We start from the raw sequence: 24471 nt of genomic DNA, 5'->3' as shown, positions 1-24471 counted from the left end.
CAAAATAACAATCAAATTTAAATAATCAATAAACCTTATCCCCTCTGTTAAGTTAAGAACTCAACGCAAACCATTGATCTAGAAAAATCCCTGTGTTAAGATGCTTTCTTCATAGCTAAACCAAAGCCACTAGCTCAAAAGACTCTCGATATAAAATCTCAAAAGCCTGTAACCTTTATATATACAGACCCTTGGCGATCAATCATTCTGAAGACAAAAAACTCTGCTCTATGAAAACTTCCCAACTCTTTTATAAGACTTCAAAAAATGCCAATAAAAATGCCGCCGTTCTTTCAAATGAACTGCTAGAAAAGGCAGGATACTTATTTAAAGTAGGTAAAGGAGTCTACGCCTATACACCTCTTCTATGGCGTGTTGTCTCAAAGATGATGAACATTATTAGAGAAGAGCTGAACACTATTGGCGGTCAGGAACTTCTACTCCCCCTTCTCCAAAGCGCGGAACTTTGGCAACATACAGGAAGATGGCAAGCCTTTGCTTCTGAAGGACTTCTCTATACCCTCATAGACCGCGAAGAAAAGCCTCATTGCTTAGCTCCTACCCATGAAGAAGTAATCAGCTCTTTTGTTGCGCAATGGCTTTCCGCAAAAAGGCAATTACCCCTACACCTTTACCAAATTGCTACAAAATTCCGGGATGAGATTCGCCCTCGATTCGGTCTCATTCGCTCGCGAGAACTCCTTATGGAAGACAGTTATACATTCTCAGACTCTCCTCAACAAATGAACGAGCAATATGAAAAACTTCGCTCTGCTTACAGCAAGATTTTTAATCGTCTCGGTCTTGATTATGTCATCGTTCAAGCTGATGGAGGAAAAATAGGTAAAGGAAAGTCGGAGGAATTTCAAGTTCTCTGCTCTCTAGGTGAAGATACTATCTGCGTAAGCGGTTCGTATGGAGCCAATATTGAGGCTGCCGTTTCCATTCCTCCACAGTACGTATATGATCGTGATTTTCTTCCTATTGAAGAGGTTGCCACCCCAGGAATTGCGACAATAGAGTCTCTAGGAAACTTTTTCTCTATCCCCCTACATAAAATTTTAAAAACCCTTATTGTAAAACTCACCTACCCAAACCAAGAAAAATTTATAGCTATTGGAATGAGAGGTGATCGGCAAGTGAACCTAGTTAAAGTAGCTTCTACGCTTAATGCCGATGGTATTGCCCTAGCCTCTGATGAAGAAATCAAGCGCGTTCTAGGTATAGAAAAAGGATTCATTGGTCCTCTAAACTGTCCTTTAGATTTTTTCTCAGATGAAACGACTTCTCCTATGACTAACTTTATTTGTGCAGGCAATATTAAGGATAAACACTATGTAAATGTAAATTGGGATCGCGACCTCCCTCGCCCTCAATATGCTGACTTTCTAATGGCTGAAGAAGGAGATGGTTGTCCAGAAAATCCTGGCACGCCCTACCGCATTTATCAAGGGATCGAAGTTGCTCATATTTTCAACCTTGGCACAAGCTACACTAAAAGTTTTAAGGTTGCCTTCCAAGATGAACATGGGAAAACCCAATTGTGCTGGATGGGGACCTACGGTATCGGGGTCGGCAGAACACTAGCTGCTTGTGTTGAACAGCTTGCTGATGACCGCGGTATTGTTTGGCCAAAAGCCCTAGCTCCCTTCTCTATCACTATTGCTTTTAATGGAGGGGACGGCCCATCCCAAGAGCTTGCCGAAACTCTTTATAATGATCTAAAAGCTCAAGGCTATGAGCCTCTTCTTGATGATCGTGACGAAAGACTCGGATTTAAACTTAAAGACAGTGATCTTATTGGTATTCCCTATAAGCTTATTTTAGGTAAGTCCTACCAATCTTCAGGAATATTCGAAATCGAATCACGATCTGGAAATAAGTATACCGTTTCCCCAGAGACTTTCCTTGCTTGGTGTCAAGATCACCTAGTCTAGGTCTCGATTTGCGATCTTCTGTAAAGAAATTGAATTTAGCATTCATCGCGCTCGAGTGCTAAATTTCCTTGACCTTCTGACCTCCTTTTCCTATAATGCTCTCAGTTATGATTGTTCTCGTAGGACTCGAGATGGCCAGATCCAAAGTCTCAAAGCGCGATTTAAAAATTCTTGATATCCTCTTTGCAACAACAGAGCTGTATTTAAAAACAGGTCAGCCCGTGGGATCTAAAACTTTAAAAGAGAGTTTTTGTTCTGATTTGAGCACAGCAACCATAAGAAATTACTTTGCAGAGCTCGAAACCCAAGGCTTTCTAAAGAAAAATCATACTTCAGGAGGGAGAATCCCCACAGACCTAGGACTACGTCACTACGTAGATCACCAAGAAGAATCCCCCGAGACTGAGATTCCTGCTCCTGTTTTTGATAAGATTAACCAACTGCCTAAGGAAAGCCGCAATATTATCAAGGATCTACAAAAAGCCATCGAACTTCTTGGGGAAACTCTTGACTTACCCTCTTTTTTTTCTTCCCCGCGATTTGAAAACGATGCAGTAACAAATATTCAAATTACCCAGGTGGACAAACAAAGATCGGTAATCATCCTATCTACTGAGTTTGGTCAGATCTTCACGGACACTCTCTGGTTACCTGAAGCTTTCGACACTCTTTCTATTAAACGTATAGAAAAATTCCTACAAAGCTACATCCGAAAACTTCCTTCCAATGAAGAACTTTCAGAAAAAGAAGAACACCTGAGCATGTCTCTCTATAATGAGGTTGTTGTCCGTTACCTCACGCGCTACTGTAACTTTAGTGAAGAAGACCTCTATCAAACAGGGATGTCCAAACTACTGAAATATGAAGCATTCAAGGATCCAGAAATCCTAGCCCTAGGCCTAGCTCTTTTTGAAAACCGCAGACAAATGTGCGAACTTCTAAATATAGGAATGCGTAAAGGAAAGACTACAGCATTTATAGGGAAGGAGCTCTCAGATATCTTAGGAACTTTTAATTCAGGATGTTCTGTAATTACTATCCCTTATTACATGAATCGCTCTCCGTTAGGAGCTTTAGGTGTCTTAGGCCCAATCAATCTTCCTTATAAAGAAGCTATTCCTTTGCTTAAACTATTTGCTAATAAAATAAATGAAACTCTGACACAGAGTTTTTACAAATTTAAACTATCCTTCAGAAGACCTCGCTCCTCTAACTCTAAGCTTTCGAATGAGCCTATTTTAAGGACAGAGTACTCTTCTATAAAACTATTACCCTCTAAGGAGACGTTATGACAGACACCCCACCTGAGAATGAGGTACTAAGCGAAAGTAATGTTCAAAACAAAAATGAAGTTGAACATTTACAACAAGAAATCGTCACCCTAAAAACCGAATTGCAAGAAAAAAATGATAAGTATCTTATGGCCTTAGCAGAATCTGAAAATTCTAGAAAACGCTTACAAAAAGAACGCCAAGAACTGATGCAATATGCTTTAGAAAACACTTTGTTAGACTTCCTAAATCCGATAGAAAGCATGGAGAAAGCCCTCGGATTTGCCACACAAATGTCTGACGATGTGAAAAATTGGGCCCTCGGATTCAACATGATTCTCAACCAATTCAAACAAATCTTCGAGGAAAAAGGTATTATTGAATATTCTTCAATAGGTCAAAGGTTTAACCCCTTCCTACACGAAGCGGTGGAAACAGAAGAGACTTCTGAAGTTCCTGAGGGGACCATTTTAGAAGAGTTTGCAAAGGGATATAAAATAGGAGAACGCCCTATTCGAGTGGCCAAAGTTAAAGTCGCTAAAGCTCCTAATCCCAAAGAAAATAAAGAATAGAATAACCCCTAGACATTAGGTACCAAACATGAGTGAATACAAAAAATCAAGCAAAATTATAGGTATAGACTTAGGCACAACAAACTCCTGCGTATCTGTTATGGAAGGAGGCCAAGCCAAAGTAATTACGTCATCCGAAGGATCAAGAACCACTCCATCAATAGTTGCCTTCAAAGGCAACGAGAAATTGGTGGGAATTCCAGCAAAACGTCAAGCCGTGACAAACCCAGAAAAAACTCTTGGATCTACAAAACGCTTTATTGGTCGTAAGTATTCTGAGGTTGCTTCAGAAATCCAAACCGTTCCTTACAAAGTTGCTTCTGGATCTAAAGGCGATGCCGTTTTCGACATTGATGGCACACAATATACTCCAGAAGAAATTGGCGCACAAATCTTGATGAAAATGAAAGAAACAGCAGAAGCCTATCTAGGAGAAACTGTCACAGAAGCTGTTATTACCGTACCAGCCTACTTCAATGATTCTCAAAGAGCATCCACAAAGGATGCGGGGCACATTGCAGGTCTAGATGTTAAACGTATTATTCCCGAACCTACCGCAGCGGCTCTTGCTTACGGGATTGATAAAGTCGGTGATAAAAAAATTGCCGTCTTTGACCTTGGCGGAGGAACTTTTGATATCTCGATTCTCGAAATCGGTGATGGCGTCTTTGAAGTTCTATCGACAAACGGAGATACTCACCTTGGTGGAGACGACTTTGATGAAGTCATCATCAAATGGATGATCGAAGAATTCAAAAAACAAGAAGGCATTGATCTTAGCAAAGATAATATGGCCTTACAAAGACTTAAAGATGCCGCCGAGAAAGCAAAAATAGAACTTTCTGGAGTCTCTTCGACAGAAATTAACCAGCCGTTCATCACTATGGATGCACAAGGCCCTAAACACCTTGCATTGACACTCACACGTGCGCAATTCGAAAAGCTGGCAGCTTCTCTAATTGAAAGAACAAAATCTCCATGCATCAAAGCACTAAGCGATGCAAAGCTTTCCGCTAAAGATATCGATGACGTTCTTTTGGTCGGCGGTATGTCAAGAATGCCCGCGGTTCAAGAAACTGTAAAAGAACTTTTCAACAAAGAACCCAATAAAGGAGTCAATCCCGATGAAGTTGTTGCTATTGGAGCTGCAATTCAAGGCGGCGTTCTTGGAGGAGAAGTTAAAGATGTTCTTCTTCTAGACGTCATCCCCCTATCTTTGGGCATCGAAACTCTTGGAGGAGTGATGACTCCTCTGGTAGAGAGAAATACCACAATCCCTACGCAGAAAAAACAAATTTTCTCTACCGCTGCCGACAACCAGCCTGCTGTAACCATCGTAGTTCTCCAGGGAGAACGCCCCATGGCTAAGGATAACAAAGAAATCGGAAGATTCGATCTTACTGATATTCCCCCTGCGCCTCGAGGCCATCCCCAGATCGAAGTCTCTTTCGATATCGATGCGAACGGCATCCTCCATGTTTCAGCTAAAGATGTCGCAAGTGGTAAAGAACAAAAAATCCGTATCGAAGCAAGCTCAGGACTTCAAGAAGAGGAAATCCAAAGAATGGTTCGGGATGCAGAAATTAATAAGGAAGAAGACAAGAAACGCCGAGAAGCTTCAGATGCTAAAAATGAAGCTGACAGCATGATCTTCAGAGCCGAAAAAGCTATTAAAGATTACAAGGAACAAATTCCTGAAACTTTAGTTACAGAAATCGAAGAGCGAATCGAAAACGTGCGTACAGCACTCAAAGATGAGGCTCCTATTGAAAAAATTAAAGAGGTTACTGAAGAGCTGAGTAAGCATATGCAAAAAATTGGAGAGTCCATGCAATCGCAGTCTGCCTCAGCAGCAGCTGCATCGGCAGCCAACGCTAAAAGTGGACCTAACATCAATACAGAAGATTTGAAAAAACATAGTTTTAGTACAAAACCTCCTTCAAATAGCGGTTCTTCAGAAGACCACATCGAAGATGCTGACGTAGAAATTGTTGATAACAACGATAAATAACTAAAATTTTCAATCTAAGTTTCTCTACTCCCATCCTCCTGTGAGGATGGGAGACTTCCTTATAAACAAAAAATAGTCGCATTCTATTCAATTATTCGCTGATCAAGGAGTTGCAATAACAGGGCTTCTTTAGTACAATTGGCTTTGAATTTGAGACTGCATCCTTCACAATAACAAAACCCATGTAGAGGGAAAATTTTGTTGAGGCACTCATTTCACGAGTGAAACTACGGGATTTCTCGTTCAATGTCTTAAAATTACAGGCGGAGTCCAATTGTTGAAAAAACCACAAAGAAAACCAGGGAGAAGAACAAACGGTAAGTTCTTGAAAGTTTTCATTCCAGGAACCCTATTTGTTCACGCTAAAAAAGGTTTCGGTTTTGTTTCTCCCGACAACCCCGAAGAATATCCCTTTGACATTTTTGTCCCCGCTCGAGATTTACGAGGAGCTCTGGATGGTGATCACGTCATTGTCTCCATTTTTCCCTATGCAAGAGACGGACAGAAAATCAAAGGCATGATCACCGAAGTGCTCTCAAGAGGGAAAACTACCCTAGTAGGAACGATAACCTCATTAGTCAGCGCCACATCAGCTCTTGCCTATACAAGCATGGCGGGGTCTCAATCGCTAGTTCCTGTAGAACTCCTCCCCGAACAAACGTATAAAATCGGTGATCGCATTCTTCTCAGCACGCCCCCCTGGACAGATAAACCTCAAGAAGGAGCTCCCCCTCCCCTACAAATGCTCGCGTTTATCGGCCATATCACGAATGCTAAAGCAGATTTCTTGGCAATTCAAGCCGAGTATAACCTAGCTGAAGAATTCCCTCCAGAAGTCATCCAAGAAACAAGTCTTTTCTCTCAAAAACATATTACCCAAGCTCTCCACTCACGCAAAGATCTTCGTGATCTCCTTTGTTTCACCATAGACTCCTCAACAGCCAAAGACTTCGATGACGCTATCTCTCTCACCTACGATCATAATAACAATTACATTCTCGGTGTACACATTGCTGATGTCTCCCACTACGTTACACCACACTCTCACTTAGATAAAGAAGCCGCCAAACGCTGCAATTCTACGTATTTCCCTGGGAAAGTCGTTCCCATGTTGCCATCAGCTCTCTCCGATAATCTCTGTAGCTTAAAGCCTAACATAGACAGACTCGCTGTATCTGTATTTATGACTTTTACAAAATCAGGTCATCTCTCAGATTACCAAATCCTCCGTAGTGTCATTCGAAGTAAATATCGTATGACTTATGACGAGGTCGATAACATCCTTGAAAAGAAACAGGCCCATCCCCTTTCAAAAACCCTCTATGAGATGGCGACTTTAAGTAAAAAGTTCTCCGATATCCGTGAAGAGCGTGGCTGCATTCGCTTTGTCCTTCCCTCATTCACTATGTCTCTAGATAATCTTCAAGAACCCGTAGCTCTGATAGAAAATCGCCAGACCTTCTCCCATAAGCTCATTGAAGAATTTATGCTCAAAGCAAATGAAGTGGTCGCCTATCATATCTCCCATCAAGGGGTGCGTCTTCCCTTTCGTAGTCACGAGCCTCCCAACGATGAAAACCTACTTGCCTTCCAAGAACTTGCTAAAAACATGGGATTTGACATCACTTTGACTCCTACACAAGAGCCTGATTATCAATATCTTTTGCAAACAACATCGGCAGGCCATCCCTTAGAACAAGTTTTACATTCGCAGTTTGTCCGAAGTATGAAAACAGCCTCTTACTCTACAGAAAATAAAGGCCACTACGGACTCAAGCTCGACTATTACACCCACTTTACTAGCCCGATACGTAGATACATCGACCTTATTGTTCACAGGCTTCTCTTCAATCCTCTATCTATAGACCAAACGCACCTTGAGCTCATCGTAAGAGCATGCTCTACAAAAGAAAGAGTCTCTGCAAAAGCTGAACATTCTTTTGAAAACCTCAAAAAAACTCGGTTCATAAATAAATTTTTGCAAGAACAACCTAAAACTACATACCATGCTTATATCATCACCGCAAATCACGAAGGACTCTCGTTTGTAGTGACAGAATTCTGCCACGAAGGATTCATTCCAGCAGCAGAACTCCCTAAAGAATACGCCCTACTAAAAAACAACGCTCTTCTGGAGTCGCTGCCAGATAAAATGAAACCTGGAGCTTCCATAAAAGTAACTGTCAATTCGGTGGATCTTCTCACGCAAAAAATTGTTTGGTCTATAGTAACAACCGCAGACGATAGTCCTAAGAAAGTAAAAAAAACATCTTCCAAGAAAAAAGGAACGAAAAAAAGAACTTCTTAACGTGCTGCAGGAAAATTTTTTCATATCCGAGGATGTGATTACACTAGCTCAAAAGCTTTTGGGACATAAACTCATCACAACAATTGATGGTCAGATTCTTTCGGGATACATTATAGAAACCGAAGCTTATCGTGGTCCTGATGACAAAGCCTGCCACGCCTATAACTATAGAAAAACTCACAGAAACGCAGCCATGTACCAGAAAGGAGGCGCTGCCTACATCTATCGCTGCTATGGCATGCATCACTTATTTAATGTGGTCACGGGACCTGAGGAAATTCCCCACGCTGTCCTCATCCGCGCTCTCCTTCCTGATCAAGGCAAAGAGCTTATGATCCAGCGCCGCCAATGGGAAAATAAACCCCAACACCTTCTCACGAATGGACCAGGGAAAGTATGCCAAGCTCTGGGAATCTCTTTGAAAAATAATATGCAACGTCTAAATACCCTAGGCCTGTATATCAGCAAAGAAAAAATCTCTGGAACTCTAACAGCAACTCCTCGAATCGGCATCGATTATGCCGAAGAATATCGCGATGTTCCATGGAGATTCCTCCTATCTCCAGAATATTCGGGATAAAAGTTTTATCTTAAATAATCCTAAGCTCTGTATAGTAAAGAAACAAACGCTCATTTCCTCGCATTCTGTAGGAGAATCATGAAAAAATATTTTATTACAGGACTCATCATTCTCCTTCCTCTAGCAATTACCATTGCTATTGTTACTATGATCATGAACTTTCTTACCCAACCCTTTGTCGGCTTGGCCTCGGAATTCTTTGAAAAATTCAGTTTCTACACTAAACATAGAGCTCTTTTAAAATTCGTCTTGCAAATCATCCTACTCTTTGGCCTCTTCTTCGCCACAGTTCTCTTAGGCTTTCTGACAAGAATTATGATTTTTAAGTCCGTACTTTCTATCTACGACAAAATCTTACACCGCATTCCCATCATCAAGACAGTATATAAGGCCGCTCAGCAAGTCATGACCACCATATTTGGATCCAAATCGGGCTCCTTCAAACAGGTAGTTATGGTTCCTTTCCCAAACGCAAACACTCATTGCATTGGTCTCGTCGCTGGAGACGCACCAACAGTATGCTGCACAGGACAAAAAGAAGATGATCCCCTCGTTACTGTTTTCATCCCAACAACACCCAACCCTACTTCAGGGTTTCTTACCCTCTTTAGAAGATCTGAAATCGTATTCCTAGATATGAAAATCGAAGATGCTTTCAAATATATCATCTCCTGTGGCGTACTCTCAACTCCTATGGCGTGCCCCTCTTCTCCCCTCCCCGATGGGCTACACGAAGATCAAGGCACCTAAAACACGTCATCTTCTTGAAAAAAAACTCTTCTTTTACTATTCTTTTTCTTATAAAGTACTCCGTATCCTCAATTTCCGTTGTCTGGAGAAATTAAAAAATTCAATATCGAGTTATTTATGACACGAATGAGTAAACAAGCTCGGCGCAGGGCAAAAAGTCCTAAAAAACGCAAACCTAAGTATGCCATTGTGCATCCAGCGCCAGCTCCAAGAATTGCATATAAAATGCATGCCAATGCGTTGAGCAGTGATAGTGTTTTTATCCCAAAAATAGGTTAATTTCTAGAGTAGAATTATGTCTCGACATCGTAGTTATGGTAAATCTGTGAAAGGGGTTACCAAAAGAAATGTTCTAAAACGTTTTGAGCGAGTAGAAGTCTTGCGTAAGTTGGGCCGTTGGAACGATAGCACAGCAAAAAAAGTCACAGGTTTACCTAAGACCCCCATTTTAAAATAAGTTTGTTGTTCTCTGTGTAGGAATTTCAATCGTTTGATGCAGGACAAAATCAAAGTACATGTTTCCAACGAGCAAACAGGTATATCTATTAATTTGGTTTCCGTAGAGAAACTGGTTCTTACGCTCTTAAGCCACTTGCAAGTAGTAACAAATGAAATATTTGTCTACTTTCTAGAAGATAAAGCTCTTGCAAAACTTCATGATGAGGTATTTGGAGATCCTTATTTAACAGATACGATCACTCTACCTATCGATGCTGTAGGATCTGCAGCCTATCCCCATGTTTTAGGAGAAGCGTTCATCAACCCACAGGCAGCTCTTAGATTTTTAGAGAATACGTTGCCAACACATGAAGAAATCTACGAGGAAATTTCTAGATACCTCATCCATTCTATTCTCCATATGCTCGGATATAATGACAGTACATCAGAGGAAAAGAGAAAAATGAGAGTTAAAGAAAATCAAATCCTGTGTATGTTAAGAAAAAAACATGCTTTGCTAACAGCTTAACATGCTCTACATTCTTTTAGCCATATTCTGTCTTCTCCTTTTCCTAGCTTTCGGGCTGACTCAACAGTCTTGTCACGGATCCTCAAAATTTCTAAAAACCTTAAACCAACGTTTCTTCAAAGAGAAGGGGGAATACCCCTCATTCCCCAGCGCTCCCACAATTCTTGCCACTCTTCTCTGCATCTTCTATGGAGCTCTCGGCACTAAAATCTACACCATACTCCCATCAAAAACTCCCTATAAAGACATCGTATTTTGGCCCCTATACTCTCTAAGCGCCCCTATAGCCTATGGGTTCCTACCTGCATGGCTATCTATAAAAATTCCTAAAGAAAGTACAGCGCACCTACGCTTTGTGGCTTCGGTATTGCAACTCTGCCTCTTTCCCTTGCAGCTCCTGTTTTACAGACGCAATCCCCATCAACAAGTACGATCTTCAATATCATTTCAAAGTCAGCTCTCTGAAACCCTTTCTGCTTTTGATAACCTCATTGTCCGTGAAGTCATGATCCCAAAAGTAGATATTTTCGCACTTCCTGAAGAAACTACACTACAAGAAGCTCTTCTACTGGTGAGCGAAGAGGGCTATAGTCGCGTTCCTGTTTATAAAAAAAACTTAGACAACATCACAGGAGTCCTTCTTGTTAAAGATCTGTTGTTACTCTACACAACCAGTCATGATCTCAGCCAACCGATATCCTCAGTAGCAAAACCCCCATTCTATGCCCCAGAAATTAAAAAAGCCGCCTCTCTTCTCCAAGAATTCCGACAAAAACATCGCCATCTCGCCATCATAGTCAATGAATACGGCTTCACAGAAGGCATTGCTACCATGGAAGATATTATCGAAGAAATTATAGGAGAAATTGCAGATGAACATGACGCACAAGAAGATACTCCTTATAAAAAAATCGGAAGCTCCTGGATCGTAGATGGAAGAATGAACATCTCCGATGCCGAAGAATACTTCAATTTGAAAATAGATCACGAAAATAGCTACGATACACTAGGAGGACACGTCTTCCATAAAGTGGGCGCTGTTCCCCAAAAAGGGATGCGGATCCATCACGAAAATTTCGATATAGAAATTATCACCTGCACAGAACGCAATATCGGAAAATTGAAAATCACGCCAAGAAAACGTAAACTCAATATCTCCTAAGAACCTGAAAAACTGTAGGACTTTTTTCTTTGCGCTTCACTATGCCTTTCTCTTGTCGATTTCCCACGCTCCCCCTAACCTCAAACGAAGTTCTAAAATACAATGAATAAAAATCTCTTTGCAAAAAAGCTAAAGATTTATCAGAGTGAGGACTTAAGCCCCCCGTAGAGTTAGAGGAGAACTATCTAGATGAGTGATATCCAAAAAGAAGAACATGGCTCGACAACAGTCTTTCATCTCCAAGGAAAACTTGATGGAATTTCCTCTCCAAAAGTACAGGAAAATATTTCCCAATCTCTAGCAGCAGGATCCAAAAATATCATTCTAGACTGCGCTCATCTAGACTATATGTCCAGTGCAGGTATCCGAGTCTTACTGCAAAGCTACCATCAAGTAGGACAACACTCTGGAAAAATTGTCTTAACTAAGGTTCCAAAAACCATAGAACAAATCCTCTATGTCACGGGATTTCTTTCTTACTTTAAAATATTCAATACCGTGGATGAGGCTATACAAACACTAAACAAAGACGGGGATTGAGAAAAACCTCACTATTAGTATATGATGAGGCTTTTACGTCATAAAGTCCCCCTCTTACTATGCGACGATCTGTTTGTTACGTTACTCCTTCCATAGCTCGAGCAGGGCAAATTTCTACCTGGAAATTTCTTTACTCTCTCGCTACACCATTACCAGCTGGAACCAAATGCAAATTTGACTTAGCAGGAAGTGGAAAGCCGACAGATTGGGAAGCCCCATCTACGGATCTCTCTCAAACTAGAAATGTAATCTATGCAGAAATGCCCGAAGGCGAAATTATCGAAGCAACTGCCATTCCTGTAAAATATAACCCCGTTCCACAGTTCGAGTTTACCCTCCCCTATGAACTTCAAGTAGGAGAAACCCTTACTATTGTTCTGGGAGCTTCTCCGAACAATTCTCAAGTCGATGATGCTGGGAACGGAGCCCAGCTTTTCGCACAACGTCGCAAACCATTTTACCTTTACGTTGATCCTACAGGCCAAGGAAACTATGATGAACCCGATGTCTTCTCTATGGATATCAGGGGAAACGTGTTGAAAAAAATAGAGATCTTTACCTCTTCCTATGTCGTTAAAAATAAACGCTTTGACATCACAGTAAGATTCGAAGACGAATTTGGTAACCTAACAAACTTTTCTCCTGAAGAGACCCGAATCGAACTTTCCTATGAACACCTTAGGGAAAATTTAAATTGGCAACTCTTCATTCCAGAAACAGGATTTGTTATTCTTCCTAATCTTTACTTCAATGAACCTGGGATTTACCGTATACAACTGAAAAATCTCTCTACCCAAGAAATCTTCGTCTCTGCACCCATCAAATGTTTCGCAGACTCTGCTCCTAATCTTATGTGGGGACTCCTTCATGGAGAATCCGAACGCGTAGACTCGGAAGAAAATATTGAAACATGTATGCGTTATTTCCGTGATGATCGCGCTCTAAATTTTTACGCTTCTTCATCATTCGAAAATCAAGAAAATCTAACTCCAGATATTTGGAAACTTATCAATCAAACTGTCTCTGACTTTAATGAAGAAGATCGCTTCATTACCCTATCTGGATTCCAATATAGCGGAGAACCTCATGTTGAGGGAGAGCGTCAAATCCTTCATACAAAGGAAACAAAGTCCCACTCTAAACACAAAGAATACAAACACATTCCCTTAGCCAAGCTCTATAAAAGCACTGTCAACCACGATATAATTTCTGTCCCTATGTTCACAGCTTCTAAAGAACATGGTTTTGATTTTGAGAATTTCTACCCCGAATTTGAAAGAGTCGTAGAGATTTATAATGCCTGGGGATCTTCAGAAACCACAGCAGCCTTAAACAATCCTTTCCCGATCCAAGGTAAAGATACTGAAGATCCTCGAGGCACGGTAATCGAAGGATTAAAGAAGAACCTCCGCTTTGGCTTTGTTGCTGGAGGTCTCGATGATCGAGGAACTTATAAAGACTACTTTGATTCACCACAAGTACAATATCCACCAGGGTTGACTGCAATCATTTGCAATAAATATAATCGAGAGTCTCTTGTCGAAGCTTTATTCGCACGTCACTGCTATGCCACAACAGGACCAAGGATAATCTTGAGCTTTAACATCACCTCAGCTCCTATGGGCTCCGAACTCTCCACAGGCTCTAAACCTGGACTCAATGTCAATCGTCATATCTCTGGCCATGTAGCAGGCACAGCCCTACTCAAGACTGTCGAAATCATCCGTAACGGCGAAGTTCTCCATACCTTTTTTCCCGATAGTAATAACCTTGATTATGAATACGATGATATGGTACCGCTAGATTCAGTAACCCTCAAGGATCCTAACGGCAAAGCACCCTTTGTATTCTATTATCTCAGAGTTACTCAGGTAAACAACGCTATGGCTTGGAGTTCCCCAATCTGGGTAGATTTAAATTAAGAACGCGTCCTAGCAAGGATTTCTTATGATGACCCTCTTTCTTATTGTCTGCTGTGCAACAGTATTGCTGGGAGTCGGTATGGGGATTCTATTTTTAGGCTCACATTTGCTTGGCAGACCTCTATCTAAAGGATGCCAGAAGCCAGACTGTTGCCAAAAAAAAGCATGCGACAAAACAGAACATTGTGGTACAAAGTCTAGAGAAAATAGTACACCCGAGGATTCATCACATGACGATGTACCTCCCACAATGCCCTAAAACTTCTCCCGTATACCCTATAATGGAGAAGCTGGCTTGTCAAGAGCGCTTAAATGGCGAAGAGGCCCTACAACTCTTGCTCCTCGATAACAAAGAAGATCAGCAAGCACTTTGGGATTTTGCACACCACGTTTGTAAACAACGGGTGGGTACTACTGTATATTACTCTTCAACCTTATATCTCTATCCTACCAATTTCTGTGACTTCAGCTGCAAATTTTGTTCCTTCTATGCAAAACCTGGAGACCCTAAGGGATGGTTCCATTCTCCAGATGATCTTCTAAAGCAAATCCAAAATACAAAAACTCCCATTACAGAAGTACACATCGTTGGAGGATGTTATCCCTCCTGCAATCTTCAATACTATGTTGAGCTATTTACTAAAATTAAGGAGCAGGACCCTCGGATCCATATCAAAGCTCTCACTGCAATTGAGTATGCCTACCTCTCCGATCTTCATAACATCTCTGTTAAGGATGTTCTTGCAACATTAAAAACTGCTGGTCTTGATTCGATACCTGGAGGAGGAGCCGAAATCCTCGTCGACAAAATACGTGATTTCTTAGCTCCCAAACGACTCTCTTCCTCGAGCTTTCTGAAGATCCATAAGACCGCTCATCAACTGGGAATCCATAGCAACATCACTATGCTCTGCTACCACAGAGAAGCCCCAGAAGACCTGGTTACCCACATGATAAAAGTGCGTGACTTACAAGACGAAACTCAAAGTTTTAAAAACTTCGTAATCCTAAAATTTGCCCAAGAAAATAATGTCTTGGGAAAAAGATTAAAAAAATTGGGATGTCGTCATGCGATTCCTTTAAAATCTTTAATGGCAGTAGCTCGATTATTCTTAGACAATTTCGCTAATATGAAAGCCTTGTGGAATTACTTAGGTGTAGATGCAGCTCTCGACCTCCTTTCCTGCGGTGCGAATGACCTTTCTTCAACACATTTAGGAGAAAAAGTCTTTCAGATAGCCTCGTCTAAAGAACCTGTAAAAATGGACATCGAAGGAATGGCTGCTCTCATCAAGCAACAAGGGAAAACGCCATGCCTGACCAACTCGAGCCACGTATAAGCTTAGGCTGCGTAAATTATATCAATTCTTTTCCATTTTCTCTTGAACTTATAAAAAGAGACGATCTTGACTGTTTCCTTGCACCTCCTGCAGACCTTCTTAACTTTCTAATCGAAGGGAAACTCGATGTTGCTTTGACTTCATCACTAGGAACAATCTCTCATAAGTTAAGTTATATTCGAGGGTTTGGAATTGCGGCACACCAACGTATCCTCAGTGTAAACCTCTACGCAGCTCCCACCTTCTTTACCTCACCGCAACCTCGAATTGCTGCAACTTTAGAAAGTCGCTCTTCTATAGGACTCTTTAAAATTCTCTGTCGACATCTCTGGCACGTTCCAACTCCTCATATTCTAAGATTTACAACTACAGAAGTTCTCACGCAAACTCCTGCAAATTACGACGGTCTTCTCCTCATTGGAGATGCAGCTCTAAAACATCCCGAAATTCCTGGATTTACAACTCATGATCTTGCCTCAGGATGGTACGATCTTACAAAACTACCTTTTGTATTTGCTCTTCTCCTTCACAGAACTTCTTGGGAAGAAAATCCCCTACCTAACCTTGCCCTAGAAGAAGCTCTCGAGCACTTCGAATCCTCACCCGAAAATGTCCTCCAAAAAGCGCATAAACATACAGGCCTTAACCCGTCTCTTCTTGAAGAATACTACACCCTCTGTCATTACCGTCTAGGAGAAGAACACTATGAAAGCCTAGAACAATTCCGAGAATATTATGGAACGCTTTACCAACAAGTCTGACTGTAGAAAAATCTTTGATTCCATAGCTGGTAAATATGATCTCATCAATACAATACTTTCTTTAGGAATGCACCATTTGTGGAATCGCTCTTTGATTCGGATTCTGGGATCGGAACACTCCCTTCTAGACCTCTGCGCAGGAACAGGAAAAGTCGCTAAGCACTATATTGCCACCCACCCTAAAGCATCGGTAACACTCATAGACTTTTCCTTAGCAATGCTCCATATTGCCAAAAAATACCTCCCGAAATGCTCCTGCTCTTTTATTCATGGCGATATTGCCGAACTACCTTTGGAAAATAATTCGTACCCCCTAGCCGCGATGGCCTATGGTCTCAGAAACCTCTCTGATCCGCATAAAGCCCTAAAAGAAATCTCCCGGGTCCTCATGCCTTCTGGAAGGCTGGGTATTCTAGAACTCACCCTTCCCACAAAAACACACCCAGCCTATATTGCCCATAAGCTCTATTTGCGTGCTATGGTTCCCTGGATTGGGAAATCTTTTTCTAAAGATCCCCACGCCTATACATACCTCAGCAAAAGCATACAGCAGCTTCCTCAAGATCAGGATCTCGAAAACCTATTTTTTAAATCAGGATTTTATATCGGGAAAAAGAAAAAACTATTCTTAGGAGCAGCTACTATCTGGTTGTTAGAAAAACAATAACAAACACGTTGTATCCCCTATTTTCACCTGTCTCAGCAAGAGATATGTCTTTGTTTTAGTTAAATGAAAATGATTAATAATCAGAAACAATTATTAATATCTTACCAAGACAATAAGGCAGTAATTAAGGAAATAAGTTAATTATAATAAGATTGCGTAGAGAAACAATACGCGCATTCTTCTAAAAATAAAGTCCTAACGAAAGTAGAAAGTGTCATGACGTTTTTTTGCGTCCCCGCTTATTACCCTTTGTCTTAGTGACCACTTCATCCTCTTCATCTTCACCAAAAAAATCTCCAGTAGAGAGAGAATCGTAACCAAGCTTAGCTGAAAGCTCTTTAAGAGAAGCAAACCTTTCAGAAAGATTCGTAAGATTTAGTTGGTCCTCAACACGCGTTGAACCACGCAAATTAGCAAGAAATTCTTCTTCGGTATCAAACTTTTCTGAAAAGGTAATCGAAGAAGGAGAGGTAATTTCAGGTAAAAAAAGAAAACGACGAGCGACCTGAGGAACTTTTGTATAGATATCACTCGAAATTGTTGTTTCTGTTTCTACTTTAGCAGATTGTTTCGGAGGACGGCCGCGTTTTGGACGAGGATTTAATGCTTCATTAGAATAGTAAATTTTAGCTTTGTTCGATAACAACTGGCGGGCCTGTGCAATTTCTTTCCCCACCTTTGCATCAAACAAATGTATTTTCAAATGTTCTAAAACATTCTTCGTGAAATCCAGATCTTCCTCAAAAACAAAATGGAACTTATTATTGCGAAGCCATTCTATAATTCGAATTCGAGAACGCTCCACATAAAATTGTTGCCACTTCTCTAGTTCTGCCTCGTGATCATAGATAAACTCTAAAAACTGCTCGCGGGCATTCTTAGATTGCAAAATTTCAAGAAATTTCTCTTTTGTATCGATATCATAAATCTTTTCATTGATAAACGTTTCCATGATCTTTTTTACTTCATAGAACGTTAACTTTGGGATCAAACAATATCGCTCAGCATTTTCTTCCAATTCTTCGTAAATTTTATTTAGATCCTCTTGGTCTTTATCTAAATCTATATAGAGAATAAAACCTTCAACACGATCTAAATAAAAGTCTCTCTCATCGTCAGACTTAGAAAATGCATCCATAAGACGAAGGATTCTTAGAAGAAGAGGATTTTGTGGTACAGGATACGTCATCATAAACTACAATTATAGAAAAATCCTAGTTAGAGGGCAAGATCTATCCCTAAACAGGATTTTAAAAGCTTTGCGTGATAAAATCAAAAATCTAATCTAGCTGTAAATCTCTAGTTACAGGGCCTTCAAGATAGATGCGTCCTCCATTTGCACTAACAGTCATAGGCTCTCCACCCCAAGTGTTAATTCGGATAGACTCCGTCCAACCATAATAGTTCCAAGCAACAAGAGCAGAAGCTACAACCCCTGTTCCACAAGCGGCAGTTTCCCCCTCTACTCCACGTTCATAAGTACGCACACGCAACTGGCAGTCTCCCAGCAACTGAACAAAGTCTACATTTGCTCCTGCAGGAGCAAATACCTCATGATTGCGAAGGAAAGGACCCAGGATAGAAAGATCTAAAGTAGAAAGTTCGGGAAGAAATACAACTGCATGAGGGACTCCAGTATGGATAAAAAATACCTTCTCAGGAAGAGGATCAGGACGCGATTCTAATGGATGAACAGAGAACTGCCAATCTGGCATAGTCATATCCACAAGCACACGATCCCAAGAATAGAAACGTCCTGAATATATGCCACTATCCGTAGATACGGATATGTCTGATTTTCCCATCTGATTAGCTAAGTGGGCAATAACACAACGCAAGCCATTTCCGCACATCATAGGACGCGATCCGTCGGAATTAAAAATAATGAGTTGAGCGTCAGCATAAGAAGAGGGCTTTAAACATAAAAAACCATCAACCTGCGCCTCTTTGCAAAGCAAACAGACCTCTTCAACTTCAGGAAGTGTTTCACCAAGAAGGAAACGATTTCCTGCTCCAGAATATATAAAATAGTTAGAGATCGTTAAAGGAGAATAGAATGCCATCTAATAAACCAAAATCCTTAGCTTCGTTGGCTGTCATCCACATATCTCTATCGATAGCCTTTTCTATGATATCTCGAGATTGATTGGTAGCCTCTACATAGACATCTATAATGCGAGCTTTTGTTTTTAAAATTTCTCTGGCATGGATATCCAGATCTGTTGCCTGTCCTGTAATCGGCCCGCCTATTGAAGGTTGGTGAATCATAATCCTAGAATGAGGAGTTGCAAACCTCCGTCCAGGAGCTGCACATAAACTCAACACCGAACCCATAGAAGCTGCCAATCCCGTAACCACGGTAGTGACTGGTGATGTTAGCATTTTAATTTGATCCCAAACAGCAAAACCTGCATCCACAGATCCGCCAGGACTATTGATCACAAAAACTATGGGTTTTCCAGGATCTTTTAATTCCAAATACCAGAGCTTTTTAATTGCATCCGAAGCACTTTTTTCTGTTACAGGCTCTGAAAAAAATACCCTGCGCGCTTCCAACAGCTCCTTTTCTATAATGTCACGTAATTTATGAACTTCCCCATCTGCCATAAAATAATTTCTCTCCTAACTAAACCAAAGCTTCCAAATCAATTTCAGGGTAGAGCGGGAAACGCACCAACAAGTTGCGAACACGGTCTCTAGCTTCCTGTGCTATGGCTTCAGGAAGTTCGCCCCTATTTTTATTAGAATTCCCTTCAACATGGCGACTTAAATGAATATTTCGCAATACTTTCACAATAATATCTGCAACTTCTTTCATTTCATCGATACCCATACCCAAAGTCGTTAATGCAGGCGTTCCTAAACGTATACCCGAAGTGTCCCACTTGCCAATAGCATCTGAGGGTAACGAGTTCCGATTCACTGCAATTCCTACCGAACTCAATATATCTTCAGCGATTCTTCCAGAGATGCCCAAAGAACTTAAGTCAATCACCATCATGTGATTGTCTGTTCCTCCTGTCAAAAGACGTAGTCCGTGACTTAAAAATCTCTCTGCCAACTGACGAGCATTACTTACAACCCGATGAGCGTATTTCTTGAAGTCTACAGAGAGAGCTTCCTTTAGTGCGACCGTCTTAGCAGCAATTACGTGAGGCAGCGGACCTCCCATCATCAAAGGACACGCCTTATTGAGGGTACTTTCATACTCCTGAGTTGCTAAAACTAATCCCCCGCGAGGTCCTCTTAAAGTCTTATGCGTTGTCGTCGTTACTATGTCCGCATAAGGAATAGGATTTTCTTCATCGATAAAGACTCCTCCAGCAACTAGGCCTGCAAAATGCGCCATATCCACCCAGAGCACAGCCCCACAATCTTCTGCAATCTGTTTTAAAGTTGCGAAGTTTAATCTTCGAGAATACGAAGAATATCCTGCTATCAGGACGGTAGGCATATACTTCTTAGCTAAACGAGAAATCTCTGCATAATCAAAAGACTCCGTATCTGGATTGACATCATAAGGGAAGCAACGCATTAGCTTAGACATCACATTTAAACGCACGTTGCCATGAGTCAAATGGCCTCCAGAATTTAATGAAGGTCCTAAGCAAACACAAGAAGACATTTCAGCCTTAAGTAGGGTGTACTCTTCTTCCGTTAACTCATTCACAGTTTTATAACCCAACTTCTTCACAGCTGGGCTTTGAACTTTGTGGGTTAGGATTGCCATAACAGCAAGTAAATTAGCATCAGCACCAGAATGAGGCTGAACAAAAGCACAACCTGAAGCAAAAAGTTCTTTAGCGGTCTCGACGCATTCCCACTCAATAGCATCTACATTCTCACAACAGGAATAGAAACGCTTAAAGGGGCTTCCTTCACAATATTTATCTGTGAGTAAGTTTCCCATAGCTAGTTGTACTGAAAGTGAAGAGTAGTTCTCGGAAGCAATCATTTTTAAATGGGAACGCTGACTCTTCAACTCATCAATGATTCTCTCCCCAACCGAAGGAAAGGCATTTAGAAGATGGTCAAGAGCCGCTAAATATGCTGTCGAAGCCAAACTTTGTCCTTTTTTCCCCGAAGCATTTTCTAAAAACTTATGCAACAACGAAACCACCGCCACCACCTTTGTAAATATTTCTATTGCGAATTTCTTAAATTTCTCAAAAATTTTTAGTAAGAACTTCTATAGACGAAGCCTGAATAGAAAGAACCTCTAAGTCCAGAAAAAACCAGCCTAGCTTTCAAAATGAAAAATGTCAATCAACGCATTCTAGAGAAGAACTAAGGAAAGAAAGAAAAATCGTTTTCAATATATTATTTTGAAGGTACAAAAACTTAAACCACTTTCTTTTTACCCTAAAACACCCATGACTCTCTACTTAGGATTTAATCAAAAAACAGCTCATAAATACCAAGCGCATCACCTTCCTATTCTTAATCTCTTCCCTTATGCAAAAAACACACCACAAAATAAGCATGCTGTTCGGTTTCTTCCAGAAGCAACCCATGTGATTCTCACTAGCCCTTCATCCACGGGTTTATTTCTTTCCAGAATGGCTCGCCTTGCTTCTAAGTACACCTTAAAAACAAAGACGTATCTCTGTCTAGGAGAGGCTACAAAGAAAAGACTTCTTTCCTTCCTTCCACAAGCTAAGTATACAGTAGCTACTCAGGAAATTGCTGAGGGTCTTTTTCCGCTGCTACAAGCACTGCCTTCCACTGCTCGTATCCTCTATCCTCACTCCTTCCTAGCAAGACGAGTCATCAAAGAGTTTCTTTACAATCGATTTACTTTTTTTTCTTACCCCCACTACACAGTAAAACCTCGAAAACTTAAAAAAGCTCTTCTCTCTCGATATAAAAAAATTATCTTTACAAGCCCCTCAACTGTAAGAGCTTTTGCTAAAATCTTCCCACGATTTCCTGAAAAAATCTACTGGTGTCAGGGATCCGTGACTTTTCAGGAGTTTCAAAAGTTCGCCTCTCCGACGAAAGCTTTTCTATTAGAGACAATACAGGGATCCCAGTGACAAAAAAGTCGATTTTATTTAAACTATTTCATTCTCCATAAAAGATTGAATTCTTATAGTTTATGGCTACTCCAGTTACCCATAGCCCTGGTGCAACGACACCCTCTTTATTTCCCCCAGGAACCCCGTCTCGCTATAATCTCAAACTTACAGTTCTCTCCGTAGTCGGAATTGTACTAAGTTGGCTCGCTCTGATTGGAACAACTGTGGCTATTGGGCTATGTGTCCATCCTCTAGGGTCCCTTATCTTGCTAGCAGCAATTCCTCTATACTTTATATCTCACTGTATTTTCTCTCACTACGCACGTAATATCTTCATAGCTCTACACGTTGTCCCTGATCGCGCCATGTTACAGCAGACTGGCTCTCTAATTCCCGATTTGTCCTACGATTAAAGAAAAAATTTGTTAAAATTATAGAAAATCTTTTTAAAAAAAAATCTTATGTCTGGACCATCACCCACAGAGAAACCTCAAATTTCTGTAACATCCTATGTGCCTCAGGATAAAGAAATTGTACCTAAAAAACAGTTTACTGCGGCAAAAATTTCCACTCTTGTCTTCCTAACCTCTTTAGCTTTAGGATCCCTAGTAGCTGGAATCGCTCTAACTGTAGTTTTAGGGAACCCAGTATTTTTGGCTCTCCTAATTACAACGGTTCTCTTCTCAGTCGTGACCCTCTTAGTCTACCACCAAATGACCTCGAAAGTCTCCCCAGATTGGCGCAAATCCCTGCAGCAATATTTCCAAAATCTAGGGAAAGAATGGCAAGAAAAAACCGTAGACTGTTATTCAAAAGACATGCAATTTTACTACAATCGATTGAATCCTAAATTCAAGCTAGGCATTCAAACAGATTCCGCACAAGCATTCCAACCAACTTTCTTAGCTGTGGGCCTAGGGTGATCGGAAAAGGTCTATCTACAGGCATTATCTTTAACCCAGTAGGCGCAACCTTTCAAATCGATAACACTGCCCAAAACCTTTCTACTATCATCTACTCGACTCTAAAAGATAAAAGCATTTGGGAGAAATGCAAACAGCGAGACGGAGATTCTACAAAAGGAGAGGACCCCTTCTCCCCTACAGAGGTAAGAATTACAACACTTCCAGAAGGAGCCCTAGATCAAACTTTCAATCCGAATCTAAGCACTAAAGAGAAAAAAAATATTCTTCCTACCTTCTTAGGTCATGTACGCGGTCCTACATCTCATGAGTTCCCAAATAAAGAAAACCAGCAAGAATACTATCGCACAGCCCTACTCGCGTACGAGAACTGTCTTAAAATAGCGATAGAAAATCAGGCAGCAATCGTTGCCCTTCCTCTCTTTACCTCGGTATATGAAGTTTCTCCAGAAGAGATTCTTCCTGAAAAAGAAACTCTATATAGTTGGGACAACGAAATGAATGCGTTCTGCAAACGCGCCCTATTGGATGCTGTTCAAAATATGGCCCTACGCTATCCTCAAAAATCTCTACTTGTTTTACTTCAAGATCCTTTTAATGCTATAGAATCACAAAATCGTTCTGCGGAATAATCAACAAAATTTCGACACAAATCCTTTGTAAATTTTAACTAAAAGCTTTCACAATATCCGAAAGTATAGTTTTATTTTTTTAACTAAAGCTATTAAATGGCTTTGCAGGTGTTTTTGCAGGAATAGTTTCCGAATAAAAATTATAAGAATCACTAGATTTTAGTTCTAAGAGAGTGGTATTGTGTGCCTTCTCAAATTTATAAGAATTTTCCTTTAAAAAAAAACGTTCTTTACTTCTTGCTTAAAAAGAGGTAAACTAGCTTTTTCTTCACATGTATCGCATTCCTAAACTCCAGTGATTTTTGGCTTTCATTTAGGAAACTTAAGTAAGGAATAATTTTCATGCATGACGTACTTCTAAGCATTTTGGCCATCCAAGAGCTTGATATTAAAATGATTCGCCTTATGCGCGTAAAGAAAGAACACCAAAAAGAACTGGCTAAAGTCCAATCTTTAAAGAGTGATATTCGTAGAAAAGTTCAGGAAAAAGAACTCGAAATGGAGAATTTGAAAAATCAAATTCGAGATGGAGAGAATCGTGTTCAAGAAATTTCTGAACAAATCAACAAATTAGAAAATCAACAAGCCGCCGTAAAAAAGATGGATGAGTTTAATGCTCTTACCCAAGAAATGACTACGGCAAACAAAGAGCGTCGATCTTTAGAGCACCAGCTTAGCGATCTTATGGATAAACAAGCTGGAGGAGAAGACCTGATTATTTCTTTAAAAGAAAGCTTAGCTTCTACAGAAAATAGTAGTAGTGTCATCGAAAAAGAAATTTTTGAAAGTATCAAGAAAATTAATGAAGAAGGCAAAGCTCTGCTTGAACAACGGACATCATTAAAGCAAGCAACGAATCCCGAACTACTGAGCATCTACGAACGTCTATTAAATAATAAAAAAGATCGGGTTGTTGTCCCTATTGAAAATCGTGTTTGCAGTGGTTGTCATATTGTTTTAACTCCCCAACACGAAAATCTTGTAAGAAAGAAAGACCGTTTAATTTTCTGTGAACATTGCTCACGAATTCTCTACTGGCAAGAATCCCAGGTAAATGCTCAAGAAAATTCCACAGCAAAACGTCGTCGTCGTCGCGCAGCTGTATAAAGT

The 24471-nt window shown here is 40.6% G+C and carries 26 protein-coding genes; 22 read left to right on the top strand and 4 right to left on the bottom strand.

The genetic code is table 11. The features are described 5' to 3' along the window. Nucleotides 1-230 precede the first annotated feature (230 nt). The 17 genes from CMV32_RS03995 (at nt 231) to ubiE (ending at nt 16788) form a co-directional block, all read left to right on the top strand. Nucleotides 231-1937, top strand: coding sequence for a proline--tRNA ligase (locus CMV32_RS03995; protein ID WP_100934624.1), 1707 nt, complete (start codon nt 231-233; stop codon nt 1935-1937). Nucleotides 1938-2032: 95 nt separating this feature from the next. Next, a complete protein-coding gene (gene hrcA / locus CMV32_RS03990) occupies nt 2033-3229 on the top strand; it encodes a heat-inducible transcriptional repressor HrcA (RefSeq protein ID WP_100934623.1) in 1197 nt (398 codons plus the stop codon). Continuing rightward, complete coding sequence (locus CMV32_RS03985) at nt 3226-3780, top strand: nucleotide exchange factor GrpE (RefSeq protein WP_100934622.1); 555 nt, start codon at nt 3226-3228, stop codon at nt 3778-3780. Before hrcA ends, CMV32_RS03985 begins: the two co-directional genes overlap by 4 nt. Nucleotides 3781-3808: 28 nt before the next feature. Further along, on the top strand, nt 3809-5791 hold the full coding sequence (gene dnaK, locus CMV32_RS03980; protein ID WP_100934621.1) for a molecular chaperone DnaK: 1983 nt from the start codon (nt 3809-3811) through the stop codon (nt 5789-5791). Nucleotides 5792-6068: 277 nt separating this feature from the next. Beyond that, nucleotides 6069-8099: a ribonuclease R family protein gene (locus CMV32_RS03975; protein WP_420807404.1), complete on the top strand. Its 2031-nt coding sequence runs from the start codon at nt 6069-6071 to the stop codon at nt 8097-8099. A gap of 1 nt (nt 8100) precedes the next feature. Beyond that, nucleotides 8101-8679, top strand: coding sequence for a DNA-3-methyladenine glycosylase (locus CMV32_RS03970; protein WP_100934619.1), 579 nt, complete (start codon nt 8101-8103; stop codon nt 8677-8679). A 78-nt stretch (nt 8680-8757) separates the two neighbouring features. Beyond that, a complete protein-coding gene (locus CMV32_RS03965) occupies nt 8758-9429 on the top strand; it encodes a DUF502 domain-containing protein (RefSeq protein ID WP_100934618.1) in 672 nt (223 codons plus the stop codon). Between the two features lie 117 nt (nt 9430-9546). Further along, nucleotides 9547-9708 (top strand): hypothetical protein, encoded by a 162-nt coding sequence (locus tag CMV32_RS05615; protein WP_100934617.1) that lies wholly within the window; start codon nt 9547-9549, stop codon nt 9706-9708. Between the two features lie 16 nt (nt 9709-9724). Next, nucleotides 9725-9886: a small basic protein gene (locus CMV32_RS03955; RefSeq protein WP_010883146.1), complete on the top strand. Its 162-nt coding sequence runs from the start codon at nt 9725-9727 to the stop codon at nt 9884-9886. 36 nt (nt 9887-9922) lie between these two features. After that, nucleotides 9923-10396 carry an rRNA maturation RNase YbeY gene (gene ybeY / locus CMV32_RS03950; protein ID WP_420807403.1) on the top strand — a complete coding sequence of 158 codons (474 nt, stop codon included), beginning with the start codon at nt 9923-9925 and terminating at the stop codon, nt 10394-10396. 1 nt (nt 10397) lies between these two features. Beyond that, nucleotides 10398-11558, top strand: coding sequence for a transporter associated domain-containing protein (locus CMV32_RS03945; RefSeq protein WP_100934615.1), 1161 nt, complete (start codon nt 10398-10400; stop codon nt 11556-11558). Between the two features lie 189 nt (nt 11559-11747). Next, on the top strand, nt 11748-12098 hold the full coding sequence (locus CMV32_RS03940) for an anti-sigma factor antagonist (RefSeq protein WP_100934614.1): 351 nt from the start codon (nt 11748-11750) through the stop codon (nt 12096-12098). A 59-nt stretch (nt 12099-12157) separates the two neighbouring features. Next, nucleotides 12158-14020, top strand: a complete 1863-nt coding sequence (locus CMV32_RS03935) for a DUF3604 domain-containing protein (protein ID WP_100934613.1) — start codon at nt 12158-12160, stop codon at nt 14018-14020. Nucleotides 14021-14045: 25 nt separating this feature from the next. After that, a complete protein-coding gene (locus CMV32_RS03930) occupies nt 14046-14279 on the top strand; it encodes a hypothetical protein (RefSeq protein ID WP_100934612.1) in 234 nt (77 codons plus the stop codon). Next, complete coding sequence (locus tag CMV32_RS03925; RefSeq protein ID WP_100934611.1) at nt 14251-15360, top strand: CofH family radical SAM protein; 1110 nt, start codon at nt 14251-14253, stop codon at nt 15358-15360. The genes CMV32_RS03930 and CMV32_RS03925 overlap by 29 nt, the downstream gene beginning before the upstream one ends. Beyond that, nucleotides 15333-16121, top strand: coding sequence for a menaquinone biosynthesis protein (locus CMV32_RS03920; RefSeq protein ID WP_100934610.1), 789 nt, complete (start codon nt 15333-15335; stop codon nt 16119-16121). The genes CMV32_RS03925 and CMV32_RS03920 overlap by 28 nt, the downstream gene beginning before the upstream one ends. Further along, nucleotides 16096-16788, top strand: a complete 693-nt coding sequence (gene ubiE / locus CMV32_RS03915; protein ID WP_100934609.1) for a bifunctional demethylmenaquinone methyltransferase/2-methoxy-6-polyprenyl-1,4-benzoquinol methylase UbiE — start codon at nt 16096-16098, stop codon at nt 16786-16788. Before CMV32_RS03920 ends, ubiE begins: the two co-directional genes overlap by 26 nt. A 214-nt stretch (nt 16789-17002) precedes the next feature. Here ubiE and CMV32_RS03910 read toward each other — a convergent pair whose 3' ends face one another. The 4 genes from CMV32_RS03910 to CMV32_RS03895 all read right to left on the bottom strand — a co-directional run bounded on the left by CMV32_RS03910 (nt 17003) and on the right by CMV32_RS03895 (nt 20908). After that, entirely contained in the window at nt 17003-17980 is a 978-nt protein-coding gene (locus CMV32_RS03910; protein ID WP_100934608.1) for a UPF0158 family protein, read from the bottom strand. Between the two features lie 88 nt (nt 17981-18068). Continuing rightward, a complete protein-coding gene (gene dapF, locus CMV32_RS03905; protein WP_100934607.1) occupies nt 18069-18851 on the bottom strand; it encodes a bifunctional diaminopimelate epimerase/glutamate racemase in 783 nt (260 codons plus the stop codon). Further along, entirely contained in the window at nt 18820-19395 is a 576-nt protein-coding gene (locus CMV32_RS03900) for an ATP-dependent Clp protease proteolytic subunit (RefSeq protein WP_100934606.1), read from the bottom strand. Before CMV32_RS03900 ends, dapF begins: the two co-directional genes overlap by 32 nt. A 19-nt stretch (nt 19396-19414) precedes the next feature. Continuing rightward, the gene (locus CMV32_RS03895; protein ID WP_100934605.1) at nt 19415-20908 is read right to left on the bottom strand and encodes a glycine hydroxymethyltransferase; all 1494 of its coding nucleotides are present in this window, start codon (nt 20906-20908) and stop codon (nt 19415-19417) included. A gap of 253 nt (nt 20909-21161) precedes the next feature. Between CMV32_RS03895 and CMV32_RS03890 the strand changes: the two genes are divergently transcribed. The 5 genes from CMV32_RS03890 to cdsZ all read left to right on the top strand — a co-directional run bounded on the left by CMV32_RS03890 (nt 21162) and on the right by cdsZ (nt 24468). Next, nucleotides 21162-21824 carry a uroporphyrinogen-III synthase gene (locus tag CMV32_RS03890; RefSeq protein ID WP_100934673.1) on the top strand — a complete coding sequence of 221 codons (663 nt, stop codon included), beginning with the start codon at nt 21162-21164 and terminating at the stop codon, nt 21822-21824. Nucleotides 21825-21886: 62 nt separating this feature from the next. Next, the gene (locus tag CMV32_RS03885) at nt 21887-22219 is read left to right on the top strand and encodes a hypothetical protein (RefSeq protein WP_100934604.1); all 333 of its coding nucleotides are present in this window, start codon (nt 21887-21889) and stop codon (nt 22217-22219) included. A gap of 48 nt (nt 22220-22267) precedes the next feature. Then, the gene (locus tag CMV32_RS05610; RefSeq protein ID WP_239923148.1) at nt 22268-22729 is read left to right on the top strand and encodes a hypothetical protein; all 462 of its coding nucleotides are present in this window, start codon (nt 22268-22270) and stop codon (nt 22727-22729) included. Then, a complete protein-coding gene (locus CMV32_RS05605; protein WP_239923147.1) occupies nt 22726-23361 on the top strand; it encodes a macro domain-containing protein in 636 nt (211 codons plus the stop codon). Before CMV32_RS05610 ends, CMV32_RS05605 begins: the two co-directional genes overlap by 4 nt. A 342-nt stretch (nt 23362-23703) precedes the next feature. Then, the gene (gene cdsZ / locus CMV32_RS03875; protein ID WP_100934603.1) at nt 23704-24468 is read left to right on the top strand and encodes a zinc ribbon domain regulatory protein CdsZ; all 765 of its coding nucleotides are present in this window, start codon (nt 23704-23706) and stop codon (nt 24466-24468) included. Nucleotides 24469-24471 lie beyond the last annotated feature (3 nt).

It is taken from the genome of Candidatus Chlamydia corallus, assembly GCF_002817655.1.
Classification (GTDB): Bacteria; Chlamydiota; Chlamydiia; order Chlamydiales; family Chlamydiaceae; genus Chlamydia; species Chlamydia corallus.
The sequence above is the reverse complement of the archived record's forward strand: the minus strand, read 5'-3'. Positions and strand labels throughout refer to the sequence as shown.

Excerpts from the sequence above, each read along its gene's own strand:
- CMV32_RS03995 (WP_100934624.1), top strand. The coding sequence starts at position 231 with ATGAAAACTTCCCAACTCTTTTATAAGACTTCAAAAAATGCCAATAAA.
- hrcA (WP_100934623.1), top strand. The coding sequence starts at position 2,033 with ATGCTCTCAGTTATGATTGTTCTCGTAGGACTCGAGATGGCCAGATCC.
- CMV32_RS03985 (WP_100934622.1), top strand. The coding sequence starts at position 3,226 with ATGACAGACACCCCACCTGAGAATGAGGTACTAAGCGAAAGTAATGTT.
- dnaK (WP_100934621.1), top strand. The coding sequence starts at position 3,809 with ATGAGTGAATACAAAAAATCAAGCAAAATTATAGGTATAGACTTAGGC.
- CMV32_RS03965 (WP_100934618.1), top strand. The coding sequence starts at position 8,758 with ATGAAAAAATATTTTATTACAGGACTCATCATTCTCCTTCCTCTAGCA.
- CMV32_RS05615 (WP_100934617.1), top strand. The coding sequence starts at position 9,547 with ATGACACGAATGAGTAAACAAGCTCGGCGCAGGGCAAAAAGTCCTAAA.
- CMV32_RS03955 (WP_010883146.1), top strand. The coding sequence starts at position 9,725 with ATGTCTCGACATCGTAGTTATGGTAAATCTGTGAAAGGGGTTACCAAA.
- ybeY (WP_420807403.1), top strand. The coding sequence starts at position 9,923 with ATGCAGGACAAAATCAAAGTACATGTTTCCAACGAGCAAACAGGTATA.
- CMV32_RS03945 (WP_100934615.1), top strand. The coding sequence starts at position 10,398 with ATGCTCTACATTCTTTTAGCCATATTCTGTCTTCTCCTTTTCCTAGCT.
- CMV32_RS03940 (WP_100934614.1), top strand. The coding sequence starts at position 11,748 with ATGAGTGATATCCAAAAAGAAGAACATGGCTCGACAACAGTCTTTCAT.
- CMV32_RS03935 (WP_100934613.1), top strand. The coding sequence starts at position 12,158 with ATGCGACGATCTGTTTGTTACGTTACTCCTTCCATAGCTCGAGCAGGG.
- CMV32_RS03930 (WP_100934612.1), top strand. The coding sequence starts at position 14,046 with ATGATGACCCTCTTTCTTATTGTCTGCTGTGCAACAGTATTGCTGGGA.
- CMV32_RS03925 (WP_100934611.1), top strand. The coding sequence starts at position 14,251 with ATGACGATGTACCTCCCACAATGCCCTAAAACTTCTCCCGTATACCCT.
- CMV32_RS03920 (WP_100934610.1), top strand. The coding sequence starts at position 15,333 with ATGCCTGACCAACTCGAGCCACGTATAAGCTTAGGCTGCGTAAATTAT.
- ubiE (WP_100934609.1), top strand. The coding sequence starts at position 16,096 with ATGGAACGCTTTACCAACAAGTCTGACTGTAGAAAAATCTTTGATTCC.
- CMV32_RS03910 (WP_100934608.1), bottom strand. The coding sequence starts at position 17,980 with ATGATGACGTATCCTGTACCACAAAATCCTCTTCTTCTAAGAATCCTT.
- dapF (WP_100934607.1), bottom strand. The coding sequence starts at position 18,851 with ATGGCATTCTATTCTCCTTTAACGATCTCTAACTATTTTATATATTCT.
- CMV32_RS03900 (WP_100934606.1), bottom strand. The coding sequence starts at position 19,395 with ATGGCAGATGGGGAAGTTCATAAATTACGTGACATTATAGAAAAGGAG.
- CMV32_RS03890 (WP_100934673.1), top strand. The coding sequence starts at position 21,162 with ATGACTCTCTACTTAGGATTTAATCAAAAAACAGCTCATAAATACCAA.
- CMV32_RS03885 (WP_100934604.1), top strand. The coding sequence starts at position 21,887 with ATGGCTACTCCAGTTACCCATAGCCCTGGTGCAACGACACCCTCTTTA.
- CMV32_RS05610 (WP_239923148.1), top strand. The coding sequence starts at position 22,268 with ATGTCTGGACCATCACCCACAGAGAAACCTCAAATTTCTGTAACATCC.
- cdsZ (WP_100934603.1), top strand. The coding sequence starts at position 23,704 with ATGCATGACGTACTTCTAAGCATTTTGGCCATCCAAGAGCTTGATATT.